The organism is Streptomyces sp. NPDC058685 (genome assembly GCF_042714725.1).
Lineage (GTDB): Bacteria > Actinomycetota > Actinomycetes > Streptomycetales > Streptomycetaceae > Streptomyces.
The window spans coordinates 1-14,844 of record NZ_JBHXSL010000049.1; the positions used below are offsets into that span (position 1 = coordinate 1).

Genomic DNA, 14,844 nt, shown 5'->3' on the forward strand with positions numbered 1-14,844 from the left:
CGGCTTCGCCGGCTGGTGCGGCTGCGCCCCGGTGTCGGAGGTGGAGCCGTCACCTATGAGCCGGGCCTGGCTCTCGGACGGCGACGGCTTTCCCGTCCCGCCCTTGCCGCTACCATTCGACCCGGTTTGTCCACCTTTGTCCGACCCGAGGGAGCCGCAGCCCGCGATCCCCATCGCGGCCGCGGCTCCAAGTCCTGCCCCCAGCAAGCCCCTTCGGCTGATGTCGCGCATATCGATCCCATCCGCACCCTCCCGGAGGAGAGAGCCCATACAAACCGGCCACCGGTTGAGATGAGCCACGGAGGGCGGGGGTTCCCGCGCCAACAGCACATTTTTGCGAAGAACTACGCGCCGAATGCCTTCGCTTTACCCTTCACAGGCTTCGCACCGGCAAGCAGGTGCGCCGGGACAAGATCACGAGCGGGCTCCGAATAGCCGACCGAAACGATCCTGTCGCCCTGGTAGGTGAACGTGGTCAGCGACGCCAGCGTGCACTGCCGGCGACGCGGGTCGTGCCACAGCCGGCGCCGCTCGACGAAGCTGCGCACCGTCCAGATCGGCAGCTGGTGACTGACGCACACGGCCTCGTGCCCGCGGGCGGCGTCCCGTGCGGCGTTCAGCGCGCTCATCATCCGGACGACCTGGTCGACGTACGGCTCGCCCCAGGAGGGACGGAACGGGTTGGTGAGATGGCGCCAGTTGGCCGGCTTGCGCAGTGCGCCGTCGCCGACACCGAAGGTCTTCCCCTCGAAGACGTTTCCGGCCTCGATCAGCCGGTCGTCGGTCTCGATCGTCAGACCGTGGCTCTTGGCCAGCGGAGAGGCGGTCTCCTGGGCGCGCTCCAGCGGAGAGGCGACGACATGGGTAATGTCCCGGCCCGCGAGATGCTCGGCGACCCGGTCGGCCATCTGCCGGCCCAGCTCGGACAGGTGATAGCCGGCGCGACGGCCGTAGAGCACGCCGTCCGGGTTGTCGACCTCGCCGTGCCGCATCAGGTGGACGACGGTGATGTCCCTGTCGTCGACGGCCTTGCTGTCGCTGTTGCCGTCGTCCTTGTGGTCGCTCATGCGGTGGCCTCCGCGGCGGCGCGGGCGGCGGACGGCAGCGCGGCGGCGATCCGCTCCACAGCCCGCTCGTCGTGGGCGGTCGAGACGAACCAGGACTCGAAGGCGGACGGCGGCAGATAGACGCCCTCGGCCAGCATGGCGTGGAAGAAGGCGGTGAAGCGGAAGGCCTCCTGGCGCTTCGCGTCCTCGTAGTCGCGCACCTCGTCCGCGGTGAAGAAGACCGAGAACATGTTGCTCGCGGTCTGCAGCCGGTGCGCCACGCCCTCCTTGCTCAGCGCGTCGGTCACCAGCGAGCGGATCTCCGCGGACACGGCGTCGACCTTGGCGTACGCGGCGTCGTCCAGCAGCCGCAGCTGCGCGAGCCCCGCGGCCGTCGCGACCGGGTTACCGGAGAGCGTGCCCGCCTGGTAGACGGGGCCCGCCGGGGCGAGGTGGGCCATGACGTCGGCGCGGCCGCCGAACGCCGCGGCCGGGAAGCCGCCGCCCATGACCTTGCCGAAGGTCAGCAGGTCGGCCTCGACACCGTCCACGCCGAACCAGCCGGACCTGCTGGTGCGGAACCCGGTCATCACCTCGTCGGAGATGTAGAGCGCGCCGTTCTCCCGGCAGATGTCCTTCAGACCCTGGTTGAAGCCCGGCAGCGGCGGGACGACGCCCATGTTGCCGGGCGATGCCTCGGTGATCACACAGGCGATCTCACCGGGGTGCGCGGCGAAGGCCTGGCGTACGGCCTCCAGGTCGTTGTACGGCAGAACGACGGTCTCGCCGGCCTGGGCGCCGGTGACCCCGGGCGTGTCGGGCAGCCCGAACGTCGCGACACCCGAGCCCGCGGCGGCCAGCAGCGCGTCCACGTGACCGTGGTAGCAGCCGGCGAACTTCACGACCTTGGCACGGCCGGTGAATCCGCGGGCGAGGCGGATGGCCGACATCGTGGCCTCGGTACCGCTGGAAACAAGCCGTACCTGCTCGACGGGCGCGACCCGGGCCACGATCTCCTCGGCCAGGGCGACTTCGCCCTCTCCGGGCGTCCCGAAGGAGGTGCCGCGGGCCACCGCCGCCTGCACCGCCTCGATGACGGCCGGGTGGGAGTGCCCGAGGATCATCGGCCCCCACGAGCAGACGAGGTCCACGTACTCGCGTCCGTCCGCGTCGGTGAGGTACGGACCGGTACCGGACACCATGAACCGGGGCGTACCGCCCACAGCACGGAAGGCACGCACGGGAGAATTGACGCCGCCGGGCGTCACGAGGGACGCGCGGTCGAAAAGCGCCTGCGAAACTGGGGCTTCGTATGAATACGCCACTTTGGTCCTGATCTGCGGTTCGGGTGTTCGGGCAGCCAAGGAGGATGATCTCGGCCACCGGTGAGCAGGGAGCGCGATCTCCTCGTATTACGAAACGGCGTCACCCCCTCGCGTCTGCGAAACTGGGGCGACACAGGGAAAGCTCACGGAATCCATGGTGTCAGAGGCTGTGACGTTCTTGCGGACGGGTGTTTCACAGCACGTTCGTGGGGGAGGTCACTGTCACGATGATCGGGTTGCGCGGCGGGGGCTGCGAGTGGTCGGGTGGAGATATGCATCGCGGTGGCGGACTGGGCGAGGGGACCGACGACCTGGGTCCCGAGCCTGCCCGGCGGGGAAAGCACCGGCGAGGCGAATCGGAGGCGCACGAGCCCACGGGAAGCAGGAGCGGCCGAGTGGGGGTGACCTACAAATACTTCGGAGCACCTGACGGGGCCACGGCCGCCAGGGTGCCGATTTCGATGCGCCCGGAAGAGCTGGGCGGCGACGAACTCGGTATGGGCGGGCTGTTCACCAAGATCAAGCCCGAGACGATAGCGGCGATGGTGCTGACCGGAATCCAGGGCATGCCCCTGAACAAGGTGCCGCCGCTGGAGCTCGTGGTGCTGCACCCGGATTACGCGGTGGTCAAACTCCCGATGACGGTGGTCGACCCGCTGCGGGACATCGGCGAGGAGTCGGTGGGCGCGGCGGCCTTCATCTGGTCGACGGTCCCGGACCGCGGAGGCCCCCGGGACGCGTTCAACGTCTACCAGCTGCTGCACGAATGGCAGGACTTCAGCCACCGGTTGCACGAGGCGGGCCACCAGCCGTACTGCTTGGTGTGGCCGTAGGCGGACGTACGGACGCGGGGCCCCGCCCGGGCCGATCAAGTACTTGGGCGAGCAATTCCAGCCCCGCCGGCGATTGAGGCGAACCCTGCCCGCAGGACCCGAGCGAACGCACCCCGGTAGGACCGGAGCGATCAAGCCGGCCCGAGCCACAACAAGCCCCGCCGGCGATTGAGGCGTAGCTCGCGCCGAGGAGCCCGCACGGACCAGGCCGGGGCAACCACAACAAGCCCCGCCGGCGATTGAGGCGAAACCTACCCCCGGACCCACCCCGGATCCCGCCCCGTCACCCCCAGCACCCTCTCGAACGCCGACGCCCCCTCCCCCAGCGCCACCGGCTCCCCGAACACGCCCCCCTTGCGAGCCATCGGCGCCATCCGGTCCAGCGCGGGACCGAGCTCCGCCACCACCACCGCGGGCGGCGTGAACTCCTGCCCCGTCGCCCTCGCCAGATCCCACGCGTGCACGGTCAGATCACCCAGCACCATGTGCCCCACCGTCCTGGCCGGAAGGCCGAACGTGCCGGTGGTGCCCTCCTCCGCCCCCGGCGCCGCCCACGCGCCGACCAGCGTCGCCGTTTCCTCGGCGAACCGCTCGCGCCAGTCCCCGCCGCCGTCGACGAAACGCGCCTCCACGCCGAAGTCGGCGTCCTTCTTCCCCGCCAGCGCCTGGAAGTTGATCACCACCTGCGTCAGATGGTCGACCAGGGCCCGTACGTCGTACTCCGCACACGGCGTCGGGTCGTCCAGTCGGTCGTCGGTGATGCCGCGCACCACCGGAACAGCACACTCCGCCGCCGCTTCGAGAAGATCACTGATGGTGTTCGTCATGGACCGACCGTAGGCCCGGCAACACCCCTGCGTATTGAACAAACGCGACATAGGATCCCCGTCATGGCAGGTCCGCGCCGCGACACCCGCGGCATCGTCGAAGCCCGGGAACTCTTCGACCGCGTCCGTTTCCGCCGCCGCGAGCCCGCGCCGGCGCTGCGTCCGTACCTCGAGCACTACTGGCTCATCGACTGGGATCTGCCGGAGCCGTACGCATCGCACGTCGTTCCGCACCCCTGCGTCAACATCGTGTTCCAGCGGTACGGCGGCGAGTCGCCCTGGGGCGAGGTCGCGGGCATCGGCCTGGAGCTGTTCACGCAGAAGCTGGAGGGCGAGGGCCGGGTGTGCGGGGTGCAGTTCCGGCCCGGTGGCTACCGGCCGTTCGCGCCCCAGGGGCCGGTGTCGGACTGGACCGGCCGCCGGGTGCCGATCGCGGACGCCCTGCCGGGCACCGACCCCGTGGCCGCTCCGGCGACGATCTGCGGCCCCGACGACGAGGACGCCCGGGTCGCCGCCCTCGACGCGTTCCTTCTCGGCCTCGCCCCGGAGCCCGACCCTCAGGCGCTGCGCGCCATGGAACTGGTGGACCGGGTGCGCGGCGACCGTACGATCCGCCGGGTCTCCCAACTGGCGGAGGCGGAAGGGCTGTCGGCCCGTTCGCTGCAACGGCTGTTCGCCGCGTACGTCGGGGTGGGCCCGAAGTGGGTGATCCTGCGCTACCGCATCCATGAGGCCCTGGAGCGCGCCGAGTCGAGCGAGGATCCGCGGACCTCGCCGGACTGGGCGGCGCTGGCGGCCGAGCTCGGATACAGCGATCAGGCCCATCTCGTACGGGACTTCACGGCGACGGTGGGCGTGCCGCCGACGGCGTACGCACGCCCGCCCGGTCCTTAGGGTCCGCCGGTCGCCTGTGCGCACGTCGCGCACCACGGACCGTTCAGTACGTCTCGCTGACCCCGACCGCCCCCGTCCCGTGTTCCGCGGCGTACCGCAGCACCCGCAACGGCCCGTCCAGCAGCGTGCTCGCGTCGAAGCCGGGTTCGTCGCTCATGGCGGACATCCACACGTCGATACGGCCGAGGATCTCGGCGCGGCGCGGCCCGTTCGCGGCGAGCACGGACTCGGCGTGCGGCAGAACCGCGCGTACCTCCACCGCCGTGAGCAGGAAGTCGCCGAACCAGCCGGGCAGCCGCGCCGCGGCCTCGGCCCCGAGGCCGTAGTAGAGGGCGACGGCCGGATCACCCTTGCGCGCGGCCGCGGCGAAGGCGGCGTCGCCCTCCGCGTCGCGCAACAGGTCCATGCTCGCCTCCTTCATCGCGGCGACGGCCGGTGAACTCGGCCCACCGCTACGGGCGAAGGCGGCGAAACGATGCGCGGCCGGTGTCGGAAGGGGCGTGAAATAGGGCTCGCGGTCGCCGCCTCCGATCCACCAGGCCAGATCCTCGGCATAGCCCGGCGGTGTCGTCCACTCGCCTTCCGCCTGGCTGAACCGGGCGGGCAGCGCGGCGACTTCGGCGTCGGGTACGGCGCCGATCGCCCAGACACCGGTGAAGCTCATCGTCGTGACCCCCGGTTGTCAGACCTGCCTCCTACAGTGCGTGCCATGGAGATCAAAGCATCGGCGGTACGTATCGAGCCATGGTCGGCGGGCGACTTCGAGCTGCTGCGTGCGGCGAACGTCCCGGAGATGATGGACCACCTCGGCGGTCCTGAATCCGATGAACAGCTGGTCAAGCGCCACAAGCGGTATGTGGACCTGAGTTCCGACCGCACCGGCAAGGGCAGGATGTACCGCGTCGTTCTGGAGGAGACCGGGGAGGCGGCGGGTTCGGTCGGCTTCTGGGAGCACGAGTGGCAGGGGCAGCAGGTGTACGAGACGGGCTGGAGCGTCCTGCCCGGTTTCCAGGGCCGGGGCATCGCCACGTCCGCCACCCTCGCGGTGGCCCGCGCGGCCCGCGCCGAGCACAAGCACCGCTATCTGCACGCTTTCCCGTCCATCGAGAACGCGCCGTCCAACGGGGTGTGCCGGAAGGCCGGTTTCGAGTTGCTCGGTGAGTACGACTTCGAGTACCCGCCCGGCAATCCGCTGCGGTCGAACGACTGGCGGCTCGACCTGGAGTCGCTGCCGGCCTCGTAGGACCGGGTGGGACGCGGCCTCGTGACCGAGCCCGCGACCGGCGTGGGAGGCGTGCCGATGGACGAGGCGTGCCCACGGGCCGACCGCACGGATCTCTTTCCGCGGCCCGGGGCTCAGGGACCCGTCCGGGGTGCAGGCTCCTCGGCCCTGTCCGGGCGCTTCCCGCTCCCTTCCCTGCCGCCCGATGACATGCTTGGCGCGTGAACGGACCGGAAATCCAGCTGTGCGTCGCCCCTGAGCTGCGCCTCTTCGTCCCGCCCGAGCGCCGCCAGGGCGCAACGCCCCTGGCCACCGACGGCTCCTCCACGCTCGGCCATGTCGTCGAGTCGCTCGGCGTCCCGCTCACGGAGGCGGGCCGGCTGCTCGTCGACGGCCGCGACGTGGCTGTCTCGCACATTCCGAGCGCGGGCGAGAACGTCGAGGTGCTCGGTGTCGAGCGCCCGCAACAGGTGCCCGGCGCCCCGCTGCGCTTTCTGCTGGACGTCCACCTCGGCACACTGGCCAGGCGACTGCGGCTGCTCGGTGTGGACGCGTCGTACGAGAACGAGGACATCGGCGACCCGGCGCTCGCGACCTTGTCCGCGCAGGAGAAGCGCGTCCTGCTCTCCCGGGACCGCGGACTGCTGCGGCGCCGCGAGATCTGGGCCGGCGCCTATGTCTACAGCGACAAGCCGGACGACCAACTGCGGGACGTCCTGGAGCGGTTCACTCCCGCGCTCGCACCCTGGACGCGGTGCACCGCGTGCAACGGGCGGCTGAGCGCTGCCGACAAGGACGCGGTCCAGGACCGACTGGAGCAGGGCACCGAGCGCACCTACGACGTGTTCGCCCAGTGCCTGGAGTGCAGGCGGGTGTACTGGAGGGGTGCGCACCACGCCCGGCTGGAGGCGATCGTCGACGACGCGGTCCGCGAATTCGGCGGCGCACCGGCGTAGTTCACTCATGTAGCGCCCGTCCCCTGCCAGGCGTCGGCCTCGGCCACCCGCGGGGCCCGGGCCCCTGTGGCGCGCCCGCCGGCCCACAACGGCGGCCCGACTACGGCCGATCCGCCGTGAGATAGCGCTGAACGGTCGGCGCCAGCCAGGCGATCACCTCCTCCCGGGACATGTCCACGGCGGGCGGAAAGCGCAGCACGTAGCGGGCGAGAGCCATGCCCAGTATCTGCGAGGCGACGAGGGCGGCCCGGCGGGGAGCGTCGGCGGGGTCGGGGCAGACGGCCGACGCCACGGGTCCGATCTGCCCCTTGAAGATCTCGCGGAGGCGCTCCGAGGCCGCGGTATTGGTGACGCCGGCCCGCAGCAGGGCGGTCAGCACGTCGTCCTGCTCCCACCGGTCGAGGAAGTGGGTGACGAGGACCGCGCCGATGTGCCGGTCGGGGACGGCGCCCAGGCCCGGCAGCCGCAGGTCGAACTCGGAGGCCGCGGCGAACAGCCCCTCCTTGTTGCCGTAGTACCGCATGACCATCGACGGGTCGATCCCTGCGTCGCGGGCGATCGCGCGGATGGTGGCGCGCTCGTATCCGTCCTCCGCGAAGCGCTCGCGGGCGGCTTCGAGGATCGCGGCTCGTGTGGCATCCGATCGGCGCGTGGGGCCGGGGGCTTCCGTCGTCATGCCAACAACTGTAGGCCAACAGGTGTTGACACGCCAGACCTCCGGGTCTACCTTTGCCAACAAGCGTTGACCAACAAGCGTTGGCATTGAGGAGGCGCCATGAACGACAAGGCCGCACAGGAAGCGGGCAGCACCACCGATGCCGCGACGACCGACGCCCCGACCGCCGAGGACACGACCGCCGAGGACATGACCGCCGACGTCCTCGTCGTGGGAGCCGGTCCCACCGGCATGCTGCTCGCCGGCGACCTCGCCGCTGCGGGCATCTCGGTGACCTTGATCGAGCGCCGCCCCCACGAGACGAGCAACATGACGCGGGCCTTCGGCGTCCACGCCCGCACGCTGGAGCAGCTGGACGCGCGGGGTCTCGCCGACGAGCTCATCACGACGGGCACCCCCATCACCGGACTCCGGCTCTTCCGCCGGCTCTCCCTCGACCTGTCGCTGCTGCGGTCCCGCTTCCCGTTCCTGCTCATCACCCCGCAGTACGAGGTGGAACGACTGCTGGAGCGCCGCGCCCGGGCCGCGGGCGTCACCTTCCGATACGGGACGGAGCTGCTGGACCTGAAGCAGTCCGGCGACTCCGTGACGGCCGGGGTCCGAGCCGGTGACGGAGCGCGGACCACCGTGCGCGCCCGCTATCTCGTCGGCGCCGACGGAGTGCGCAGCGCGGTGCGCTCGGCGCTGAACCTGCCGTTCCCCGGCGACTCCGTGATCCGCTCCATCGTCCTCGCGGACGTCCGGCTCACCGAGGAGCCCGAGGGACTGCTCACGGTGAACGGCGCGGGCGACGCCTTCGCCTTCATCGCCCCCTTCGGGGACGGCTGGTACCGCGTCATGGAGTGGAACCGGAGGCGTCAGGTGCCGGACAGCGCGCCTGTCGATCTCGACGAGGTGCGCGAGATCGCCCGCGTCGCCCTCGGCACGGACCACGGCATGCACGACGCCCGCTGGATCTCCCGTTTCCACAGCGACGAGCGCCAGGTCCCGTCCTACCGCGTGGGCCGGGTCTTCCTCGCGGGCGACGCGGCACACGTCCACTCCCCCGCCGGCGGCCAGGGGATGAACACCGGCCTCCAGGACGCGGCCAACCTCTCGTGGAAGCTGGCGTCGGTCCTCAAGGGCCAGGCACCCGCCCCGGAAGCGCTGCTCGACAGCTACCACTCGGAGCGGCACCCCGTCGGCGCGATGGTGCTGCGTTCCAGCGGCGGGATCGTCCGCCTCGCCATGGCCCACACCCCGCTGCGGCGTGCGGTCCGCTCCCTGCTCTCCCGGTTCGTGAGCGCCGTCCGCCCGGCCGCCGCCAAGGCGATGGGCATGGTCTCCGGCATCGGTATCGCGTACGGCAGACCGCGCGGGGCCCACCGCCTCACCGGCACCCGCGCCCCGGACCTGGAGTTGGGCGAGGGGAGGCTCTACGAGCTGCTGCGCAAGGGCGAGTTCGTGCTGGTCACCCCGGACACCGGCGCCGCTGCCGCCGCTGCCGACGCTGCCGGTCCGCGCGGCGTCCCCACTGTCTCGGGAAGCGTCGTCCGGGCCCACTGGATGTCGGACCGCCGGGACTCCCTCCTGATCCGTCCCGACGGGTATATCGCCTGGGCGGAGGACGGCAGATGAGCGGAGCGCCGGCCGAGGCCCGCCCGACCGGGGCGATCCGGCGGGGACCGGCCCCGGGGAGGCCCCGGAAGCTAGGGATCGACGATGTGGCGCAGGTAGGCCTGCGGGTCGGCGAGGTAGCGGCGCCAGTGATCGACCACACCGAGCTCCCGCCAGGCGACCCGCCGCATGCCGCGCTCCCCCACCTCCACGATGTCCGCGCCGGGCAGGGCGGTCAGCAGCGGGGAGTGCGTGGCGCAGATGATCTGGCCGCCTTCCTTGGTCAACCGGTCGATGTGCCCGATCAGTTCGAGGCAGGAGGAGAAGGAGAGCGCCGCTTCCGGCTCATCCATCACATAGAGCCCCGCCTGGAGGAACTTCCCGCGGAACGCGGCGAGGAAGCCCTCCCCATGACTGACGAAGTCCGGCGCGAAGCCTTCCCGGTCCAGGGCGTCCAGTGCTGTCTCGGCCCGCAGGAAGAAGCCCTTGCGGGCCGACCAGCTGCTGACCATGCGACGTCCGCGCGGAGCCGCGTCGAAGCGCACACGTTCGCCGAGCACCGACTTGCCGCGCGCGGAGGAGTAGCGCCAGTCGTGCGACCCGCCGTAGGAGTCCAGGCCGAAGCCCTCCGCCAGGGCCTCCACCAGGGTCGACTTGCCCGAGCCGTTCTCACCGACCAGAAAGGTCACCGGTGCGGTGAAGCGCAGACCTTCGTCGAGCAACTGCCGGACACAGGGCACCGACCAGGGCCAGGCGTCCTCGTCGTAGGAAGCGAGGTGTGCGTACGCGCGTTCGACAATCACGGGACCAGTGTGGACCAGAGCCCACCGGCACGGTTCGAACCCACCGCCGCGGACCGGGGCTCACTCGCCCGCCCGGGACCCACCGCCGCGGACCGGCACCCACTCGCCCACCCGGGGCACCCCGGTGCGGATCGGGGTTCACCGTGCCGGACCGGACCCCTCGCCGCGGACCAGACCTCAGAAGACGTACGGATCGCCGGTGGACAGCGCCAGCACCTCGTGCTCGTTGTTCGCCGCATTCCGGTCGGTCGCGCCGCCGTTCCAGTGGGTGCCGACCTTCACGACCACCTCGTCCGGGACGCCCAGCGTCCGCAGATCGAGCGCGACGGTCCGTCCCGTGCCCCCGGCCCGCAGCGGTCCCGCCGCACACAGCACGACCCGGTCGGATCCCCACAGGCACCGCTCCGGCAGCACCTGGGCGCCCGCCAGCGGCACCGAGAAGGTGAACTTCACGGTGGCGTTGTCCAGACTGGCCGGACCATAGCTCTGGGACACCAGCGCGATCCCCAGCCGCCCGCCGGTCAGCGAGACATGGCCGTGGTGCGCCACGTCCGCCTCGGGCGCGATCACCCGGGCACCGGCGCTCGCCCCGCCCATGCCGATCACCAGTACGACAGCCGCGGACACCGCGAGCAGCACCTTGCGCATCACACACATATCCCGAAGATACCTTTTATGTGCCTATATAACTGATTGCCCATCAGGCCCGGCGCGTCCCTGGCGCTCCCCATGGCACGCTGAGCCCATGCTCGTCGCACGCTCGGTCCTCCTGTTCGTCGTCGCCGCCCTGTTCGAGATCGGCGGCGCCTGGCTGGTCTGGCAGGGCCTCAGGGAGCATCGCGGCTGGCTCTGGATCGGGGCAGGGGTCATCGCGCTCGGGGCCTACGGCCTGGTCGCGACGCTTCAGCCGGACGGCGAGTTCGGCAGGATCCTCGCCGCGTACGGCGGAGTGTTCGTCGCCGGTTCCATCGCCTGGGGCGTGGTCGCCGACGGCTACCGCCCCGACCGCTGGGACATTCTCGGCGCGTTGGTGTGCCTCGCCGGCATGGCGCTGATCATGTACGCACCACGCGGCCGCTGAAGCGGCGGCGGCCTATCCTGGGCCGCGTACCGATCACATGCGCGAGGAGTTGGACATGACCGCCGCCGGCACCCCCGTCGCCGTCATCACCGGAGCCAGCAGCGGCATAGGCGCCGCGACCGCCCGCGGACTCGCATCCGCCGGGTACCACGTCGTCCTCACCGCCCGCCGCAAGGACCGCATCGAGGCACTCGCCGCGGAGCTCGTCACGGCGGGCCACCGGGCCACCGCGTACGCCCTCGACGTCACCGACCGCCCGGCCGTCGACGCCTTCGCCGCGAGCCTCGACCGCTGCGACGTCCTGGTCAACAACGCGGGCGGCGCGCTCGGCGCGGACCCGGTCGCCACCGGCGATCCCGCGGACTGGCGGCAGATGTTCGAGGTCAACGTCATCGGCACACTGCACACGACCCAGGCCCTGCTGCCGGCCCTCACCGACAGCGGCGACGGCACGGTCGTGATCCTCTCCTCCACCGCCGGGCTCTCCACCTACGAGGGCGGCGCGGGCTACGTGGCCGCCAAGCACGGCGAGCACGTCCTCGCCGAGACCCTCCGCCTGGAGATCGTCGGCACCCCGGTCCGTGTGATCGAGGTGGCTCCCGGGATGGTCAGGACGGAGGAGTTCGCGACGACGCGCTTCCGCGGTGACGAGGAGAAGGCCGCCAAGGTCTACGCGGGCGTGGCCGAACCTCTGACGGCGGACGACGTGGCCGACACGATCACCTGGGCGGTCACCCGCCCCTCCCACGTCAACATCGACCTCCTGGTGGTCCGCCCCCGCGCCCAGGCATCCAACTCCAAGGTCCACCGCGACCTCTGACACGCGGCCCGCGAGCCCCGGCCGCAGCGGCGCACCGCCATCGCGTCACATCGTTCGCCGGGACGCCCGCCTGCGCACCGTGAAGAGGCAGGCGAGCATCCCGAGGCCCCATGCGATCAGCAGGGCGCCCCACAGCGGCATGGTCACCTCGGGGATCAGCAGACGGATCCTGACGCTCGTACGGTTCTCGAAGATGAAGATCAGGGCGATCGCGGTGATCAGGGCGAACGGCAGGAGGCGGCGGACGGCGGGGCGGGAGAAGAACGGCGTTCTCGACTGCCGGTCTGTTCTGGTTCGGGCCATGAGATGCCTCTCCCTCCGGTACCCCCCTCATGCGTGCCCCCGCGGACCCGCCGCGGGGCGGGAAAGGGCCCTTCGGCCCGATCCCCCCACCTGCCCTTCCTTCATACATTCGGCCGCAACGGGCCGCATGTGCTGAGGCCACCGGGGCCCTCCGCCGGGGGCTCCGCGCACGCCCCGCGCCATGCCGCGTCAGCTCGTGAAGATCTCGGTCACGGACCAGATCGCGAGGCCGAGCATGCACAGACCGCCGATGCGCTGCACGGTCTTCAGTGGAACGCGCTTGGCGATGAAGCGGCCGGCGAGCAGAGCCAGGGCGGAGACGGACATGAGCGCGGCGGCGGAGCCGATGGCGGTGGACCACGTGCCGTTGCTCGCGGCGAGGTTCGCTGTGGTGATCTGGGTGAGGTCGCCCCACTCGCTGATGAACACCGCCATGAACGCGGTCGAGTAGACGGGCCAGAAACCGGTCACGGTCTTGCCCCCGGCGTCCTCCTCGTCGTCCTCGGCTCCGCCGCGCAGCAGCATGAAGGCACCGAAGGCGAAGAGCAGCGCGGAGACGAGCTTGACGATCCAGTCGGGCAGAAGCCCGATCAGGCTGCCCGCTCCGACCGCGATCGCGACGTGCACGATGAAAGCGCTCGATGTGCCGAACCAGACGTAGAGGGGCCGCATCCGCGTGCCCATCGCCAGGGAGGCGAACATCGTCTTGTCGGGCAGTTCCGCGAGGAAGATCAGACCGAAGGCGGTGACGATCGCCAGAGGGTCGAGGCTCATTCCGGGTGGCTTTCTGTGAGAGCCGGGCCCCGGTCTTCGCGAAGCGCCAGAGGCAACCGGAGGACCGCTCGGCCCGGCACGACGGCGAACCCGCAGGGCGCGGGCACGTCATACCTGACCGAAGGTCTCGCCCGCCCGCGTCATCCGCAGGCCCGGCCACCGGGAGCCCGGGGGCTCCAGTGTGTCGACGACCGGTTCGCGGGGCTACTCCCCTTCGCAATCGTCCACAGTACCCCACCCCCGGCGGGGGCCTTCGATGATCGCGGGGGCCCGAACTCCCTGGTCACCCACCGTGAGCGGATCTGCGCACGGTGGCCCTGGTCGGCGTGACGACAGACACGGCCTCGGGCGCACGACGAACAGCTACGGCCCGTCGCCGCGTTGCCGGATCGCCCGGATACCCCCCGTACGAGTTCGACCCCCCGCCGGGCGATGCACCCCCATCCGACGCCGCGCGCTGATCCACCGGGGAGGACGGGACAGCCCTTAGAGTGCCGAACACGGCGCGCGCACACCGGCTTTCCACTGCAATCGAGGCGTTCTCCCATGAGCTTGAGCATCCGCAACCAACTCCCCGGCACGGTCACTTCGGTCACGTCCGGCGAGGCGATGGCGACCGTCAGGGTCCGCCTCGACGGCGGCCAGCACGTCACCGCCGCCATCACGGCCGAAGCCGTCAAGGACCTCGGCCTCGGCGAGGGCTCCGCTGTGCGCGCGCTGATGAAGGCGACCGAGGTGGCCCTGGCCACCGGCGCCGTCGAGGGGCTGAGCATCCGCAACCGGATCCCCGGCACGGTCAGCGAGGTCTTGGCCGGCGGGGCCATGGCGAGCGTCAAGATCGACATCGAGGGCGGCGGCCTCACGGCCGCCATCACGAAGGACGCGGTCTCCGACCTCGGCCTGACGGCCGGCTCCCCGGTCGTCGCCCTGATCAAGTCCACGGAGATCGCGCTCGCGAGCGCCTGAGCACCGCCCCGGCGCACCGCCGCCTTCCGGCGACGCACACCCCGCTCCGGCGCACCACCGCTCCAGGGACGCGTTCCGACGGCAAGAGGGCCCCGCACGCGCCCGGTGCGGGGCCCTCGGACTCGGGCCCACCGCAGTGGCTGCCGTGGGCAGGCCACCGCTCACTGTCCCTGTTCGGGGTTCACAGACCTCCCGGCACACGGCACTCCCCGACCCAGATACCGGTGACGGCACTGATGTAGCGGGCTCCGCACCGGTCCGTGGGCACGACCAGCTGAGCACCTGCCGTATCGAGGTCCTCGTCGTCCATCCGCGTGGCCAGCAGAGCGGGACAGCCGCCGAAGTCGGCGTCGATCTCCGCCCAGGCGAGCACGGTGCGATGACCGTCGCCCCCGCTGACCGCCAGCAGGAAGCGTGATCGGAGCTTGCGCTTCCCGGGGTCGAAACGAGGGGCCGCGAGGCCGACCACCTCCCGCAGCAGTGGCCCGTGGAAGGTGTGGTGCTGCGGACCGCTGGTGGCGCAGTCGAAGGTCACGTCCGCCCGGTGCTCATCCCAGCGCTCCCGAAGGTCCGCGACGCTCAGAGTGAGAGGACTGGCCACCTCTCCGTGCACGGTGAACGGGCGCGTCTGCGCGGGGGCGGTACGGGGCTGCGCAGGGACGCGGCTCATCGGGGTCCCCTTCGGGCGGTCGGTGCGGCGACTGCCGCCAGTGATACCCGCC

Annotated in this window: 18 protein-coding genes; 8 read left to right on the forward strand and 10 right to left on the reverse strand. The window is 71.2% G+C overall.

Features of this window, described 5'->3' with window-relative positions; all coding sequences use genetic code 11:
- Positions 1–344 precede the first annotated feature (344 nt).
- Positions 345–1,067 carry a histidine phosphatase family protein gene (locus ACFWU3_RS29205; protein ID WP_384443662.1) on the reverse strand — a complete coding sequence of 241 codons (723 nt, stop codon included), beginning with the start codon at positions 1,065–1,067 and terminating at the stop codon, positions 345–347.
- Positions 1,064–2,371, reverse strand: a complete 1,308-nt coding sequence (gene hemL / locus ACFWU3_RS29210; RefSeq protein ID WP_384443664.1) for a glutamate-1-semialdehyde 2,1-aminomutase — start codon at positions 2,369–2,371, stop codon at positions 1,064–1,066. Before hemL ends, ACFWU3_RS29205 begins: the two co-directional genes overlap by 4 nt.
- Positions 2,372–2,643: 272 nt before the next feature.
- Between hemL and ACFWU3_RS29215 the strand changes: the two genes are divergently transcribed.
- A complete protein-coding gene (locus ACFWU3_RS29215; RefSeq protein WP_352205878.1) occupies positions 2,644–3,204 on the forward strand; it encodes a hypothetical protein in 561 nt (186 codons plus the stop codon).
- A 251-nt stretch (positions 3,205–3,455) separates the two neighbouring features.
- On the opposite strand, the gene ACFWU3_RS29220 is transcribed toward ACFWU3_RS29215, so the two are convergent.
- On the reverse strand, positions 3,456–4,031 hold the full coding sequence (locus tag ACFWU3_RS29220) for a TIGR03086 family metal-binding protein (protein WP_384443666.1): 576 nt from the start codon (positions 4,029–4,031) through the stop codon (positions 3,456–3,458).
- A gap of 63 nt (positions 4,032–4,094) precedes the next feature.
- Here ACFWU3_RS29220 and ACFWU3_RS29225 point away from each other — a divergent pair, with 63 nt between their 5' ends.
- Positions 4,095–4,925: a DUF6597 domain-containing transcriptional factor gene (locus tag ACFWU3_RS29225; RefSeq protein WP_384443668.1), complete on the forward strand. Its 831-nt coding sequence runs from the start codon at positions 4,095–4,097 to the stop codon at positions 4,923–4,925.
- Between the two features lie 43 nt (positions 4,926–4,968).
- Here the strand turns inward: ACFWU3_RS29225 and ACFWU3_RS29230 are convergent, their stop codons facing one another.
- Positions 4,969–5,589 (reverse strand): hypothetical protein, encoded by a 621-nt coding sequence (locus ACFWU3_RS29230; RefSeq protein ID WP_384443670.1) that lies wholly within the window; start codon positions 5,587–5,589, stop codon positions 4,969–4,971.
- Positions 5,590–5,634: 45 nt separating this feature from the next.
- Here ACFWU3_RS29230 and ACFWU3_RS29235 point away from each other — a divergent pair, with 45 nt between their 5' ends.
- Positions 5,635–6,168 (forward strand): GNAT family N-acetyltransferase, encoded by a 534-nt coding sequence (locus tag ACFWU3_RS29235; RefSeq protein ID WP_384443672.1) that lies wholly within the window; start codon positions 5,635–5,637, stop codon positions 6,166–6,168.
- Positions 6,169–6,368: 200 nt separating this feature from the next.
- Positions 6,369–7,103, forward strand: coding sequence for a Mut7-C RNAse domain-containing protein (locus ACFWU3_RS29240; protein WP_384443674.1), 735 nt, complete (start codon positions 6,369–6,371; stop codon positions 7,101–7,103).
- A gap of 100 nt (positions 7,104–7,203) precedes the next feature.
- Here the strand turns inward: ACFWU3_RS29240 and ACFWU3_RS29245 are convergent, their stop codons facing one another.
- A complete protein-coding gene (locus ACFWU3_RS29245; protein WP_384443676.1) occupies positions 7,204–7,779 on the reverse strand; it encodes a TetR family transcriptional regulator in 576 nt (191 codons plus the stop codon).
- 189 nt (positions 7,780–7,968) lie between these two features.
- Here ACFWU3_RS29245 and ACFWU3_RS29250 point away from each other — a divergent pair, with 189 nt between their 5' ends.
- Positions 7,969–9,396 (forward strand): FAD-dependent monooxygenase, encoded by a 1,428-nt coding sequence (locus ACFWU3_RS29250; protein WP_384443751.1) that lies wholly within the window; start codon positions 7,969–7,971, stop codon positions 9,394–9,396.
- A gap of 71 nt (positions 9,397–9,467) precedes the next feature.
- Here the strand turns inward: ACFWU3_RS29250 and ACFWU3_RS29255 are convergent, their stop codons facing one another.
- Together ACFWU3_RS29255 and ACFWU3_RS29260 are read right to left on the reverse strand one after the other, a co-directional pair.
- Complete coding sequence (locus tag ACFWU3_RS29255; RefSeq protein ID WP_384443678.1) at positions 9,468–10,178, reverse strand: AAA family ATPase; 711 nt, start codon at positions 10,176–10,178, stop codon at positions 9,468–9,470.
- Positions 10,179–10,355: 177 nt separating this feature from the next.
- The gene (locus ACFWU3_RS29260; RefSeq protein WP_384443680.1) at positions 10,356–10,835 is read right to left on the reverse strand and encodes a hypothetical protein; all 480 of its coding nucleotides are present in this window, start codon (positions 10,833–10,835) and stop codon (positions 10,356–10,358) included.
- Between the two features lie 88 nt (positions 10,836–10,923).
- Here ACFWU3_RS29260 and ACFWU3_RS29265 point away from each other — a divergent pair, with 88 nt between their 5' ends.
- Together ACFWU3_RS29265 and ACFWU3_RS29270 are read left to right on the forward strand one after the other, a co-directional pair.
- The gene (locus tag ACFWU3_RS29265; RefSeq protein WP_340474631.1) at positions 10,924–11,259 is read left to right on the forward strand and encodes a YnfA family protein; all 336 of its coding nucleotides are present in this window, start codon (positions 10,924–10,926) and stop codon (positions 11,257–11,259) included.
- A gap of 55 nt (positions 11,260–11,314) precedes the next feature.
- Complete coding sequence (locus ACFWU3_RS29270; protein WP_384443682.1) at positions 11,315–12,079, forward strand: SDR family NAD(P)-dependent oxidoreductase; 765 nt, start codon at positions 11,315–11,317, stop codon at positions 12,077–12,079.
- Positions 12,080–12,124: 45 nt separating this feature from the next.
- Here ACFWU3_RS29270 and ACFWU3_RS29275 read toward each other — a convergent pair whose 3' ends face one another.
- Both ACFWU3_RS29275 and ACFWU3_RS29280 read right to left on the reverse strand, forming a co-directional pair.
- Positions 12,125–12,382: a hypothetical protein gene (locus ACFWU3_RS29275; RefSeq protein ID WP_384443684.1), complete on the reverse strand. Its 258-nt coding sequence runs from the start codon at positions 12,380–12,382 to the stop codon at positions 12,125–12,127.
- Between the two features lie 189 nt (positions 12,383–12,571).
- Entirely contained in the window at positions 12,572–13,156 is a 585-nt protein-coding gene (locus ACFWU3_RS29280) for a TMEM165/GDT1 family protein (protein ID WP_384443686.1), read from the reverse strand.
- A gap of 546 nt (positions 13,157–13,702) precedes the next feature.
- On the opposite strand from ACFWU3_RS29280, the gene ACFWU3_RS29285 reads away from it, so the two are divergent.
- Positions 13,703–14,122, forward strand: a complete 420-nt coding sequence (locus ACFWU3_RS29285; RefSeq protein ID WP_384443688.1) for a molybdopterin-binding protein — start codon at positions 13,703–13,705, stop codon at positions 14,120–14,122.
- A 181-nt stretch (positions 14,123–14,303) separates the two neighbouring features.
- On the opposite strand, the gene ACFWU3_RS29290 is transcribed toward ACFWU3_RS29285, so the two are convergent.
- Positions 14,304–14,792, reverse strand: a complete 489-nt coding sequence (locus tag ACFWU3_RS29290; protein WP_384443690.1) for a molybdopterin-dependent oxidoreductase — start codon at positions 14,790–14,792, stop codon at positions 14,304–14,306.
- Positions 14,793–14,844: the final 52 nt, after the last annotated feature.

Bases quoted from the DNA above. Each gene is read 5' to 3' on its own strand.
- ACFWU3_RS29260 (WP_384443680.1), bottom strand. From the start codon at position 10,835: ATGTGTGTGATGCGCAAGGTGCTGCTCGCGGTGTCCGCGGCTGTCGTA.
- ACFWU3_RS29250 (WP_384443751.1), top strand. From the start codon at position 7,969: ATGACCGCCGACGTCCTCGTCGTGGGAGCCGGTCCCACCGGCATGCTG.
- ACFWU3_RS29245 (WP_384443676.1), bottom strand. From the start codon at position 7,779: ATGACGACGGAAGCCCCCGGCCCCACGCGCCGATCGGATGCCACACGA.
- ACFWU3_RS29280 (WP_384443686.1), bottom strand. From the start codon at position 13,156: ATGAGCCTCGACCCTCTGGCGATCGTCACCGCCTTCGGTCTGATCTTC.
- ACFWU3_RS29265 (WP_340474631.1), top strand. From the start codon at position 10,924: ATGCTCGTCGCACGCTCGGTCCTCCTGTTCGTCGTCGCCGCCCTGTTC.
- ACFWU3_RS29225 (WP_384443668.1), top strand. From the start codon at position 4,095: ATGGCAGGTCCGCGCCGCGACACCCGCGGCATCGTCGAAGCCCGGGAA.
- ACFWU3_RS29285 (WP_384443688.1), top strand. From the start codon at position 13,703: ATGAGCTTGAGCATCCGCAACCAACTCCCCGGCACGGTCACTTCGGTC.
- ACFWU3_RS29215 (WP_352205878.1), top strand. From the start codon at position 2,644: ATGCATCGCGGTGGCGGACTGGGCGAGGGGACCGACGACCTGGGTCCC.
- ACFWU3_RS29230 (WP_384443670.1), bottom strand. From the start codon at position 5,589: ATGAGCTTCACCGGTGTCTGGGCGATCGGCGCCGTACCCGACGCCGAA.
- ACFWU3_RS29275 (WP_384443684.1), bottom strand. From the start codon at position 12,382: ATGGCCCGAACCAGAACAGACCGGCAGTCGAGAACGCCGTTCTTCTCC.
- ACFWU3_RS29235 (WP_384443672.1), top strand. From the start codon at position 5,635: ATGGAGATCAAAGCATCGGCGGTACGTATCGAGCCATGGTCGGCGGGC.
- ACFWU3_RS29270 (WP_384443682.1), top strand. From the start codon at position 11,315: ATGACCGCCGCCGGCACCCCCGTCGCCGTCATCACCGGAGCCAGCAGC.
- ACFWU3_RS29220 (WP_384443666.1), bottom strand. From the start codon at position 4,031: ATGACGAACACCATCAGTGATCTTCTCGAAGCGGCGGCGGAGTGTGCT.
- ACFWU3_RS29205 (WP_384443662.1), bottom strand. From the start codon at position 1,067: ATGAGCGACCACAAGGACGACGGCAACAGCGACAGCAAGGCCGTCGAC.
- ACFWU3_RS29290 (WP_384443690.1), bottom strand. From the start codon at position 14,792: ATGAGCCGCGTCCCTGCGCAGCCCCGTACCGCCCCCGCGCAGACGCGC.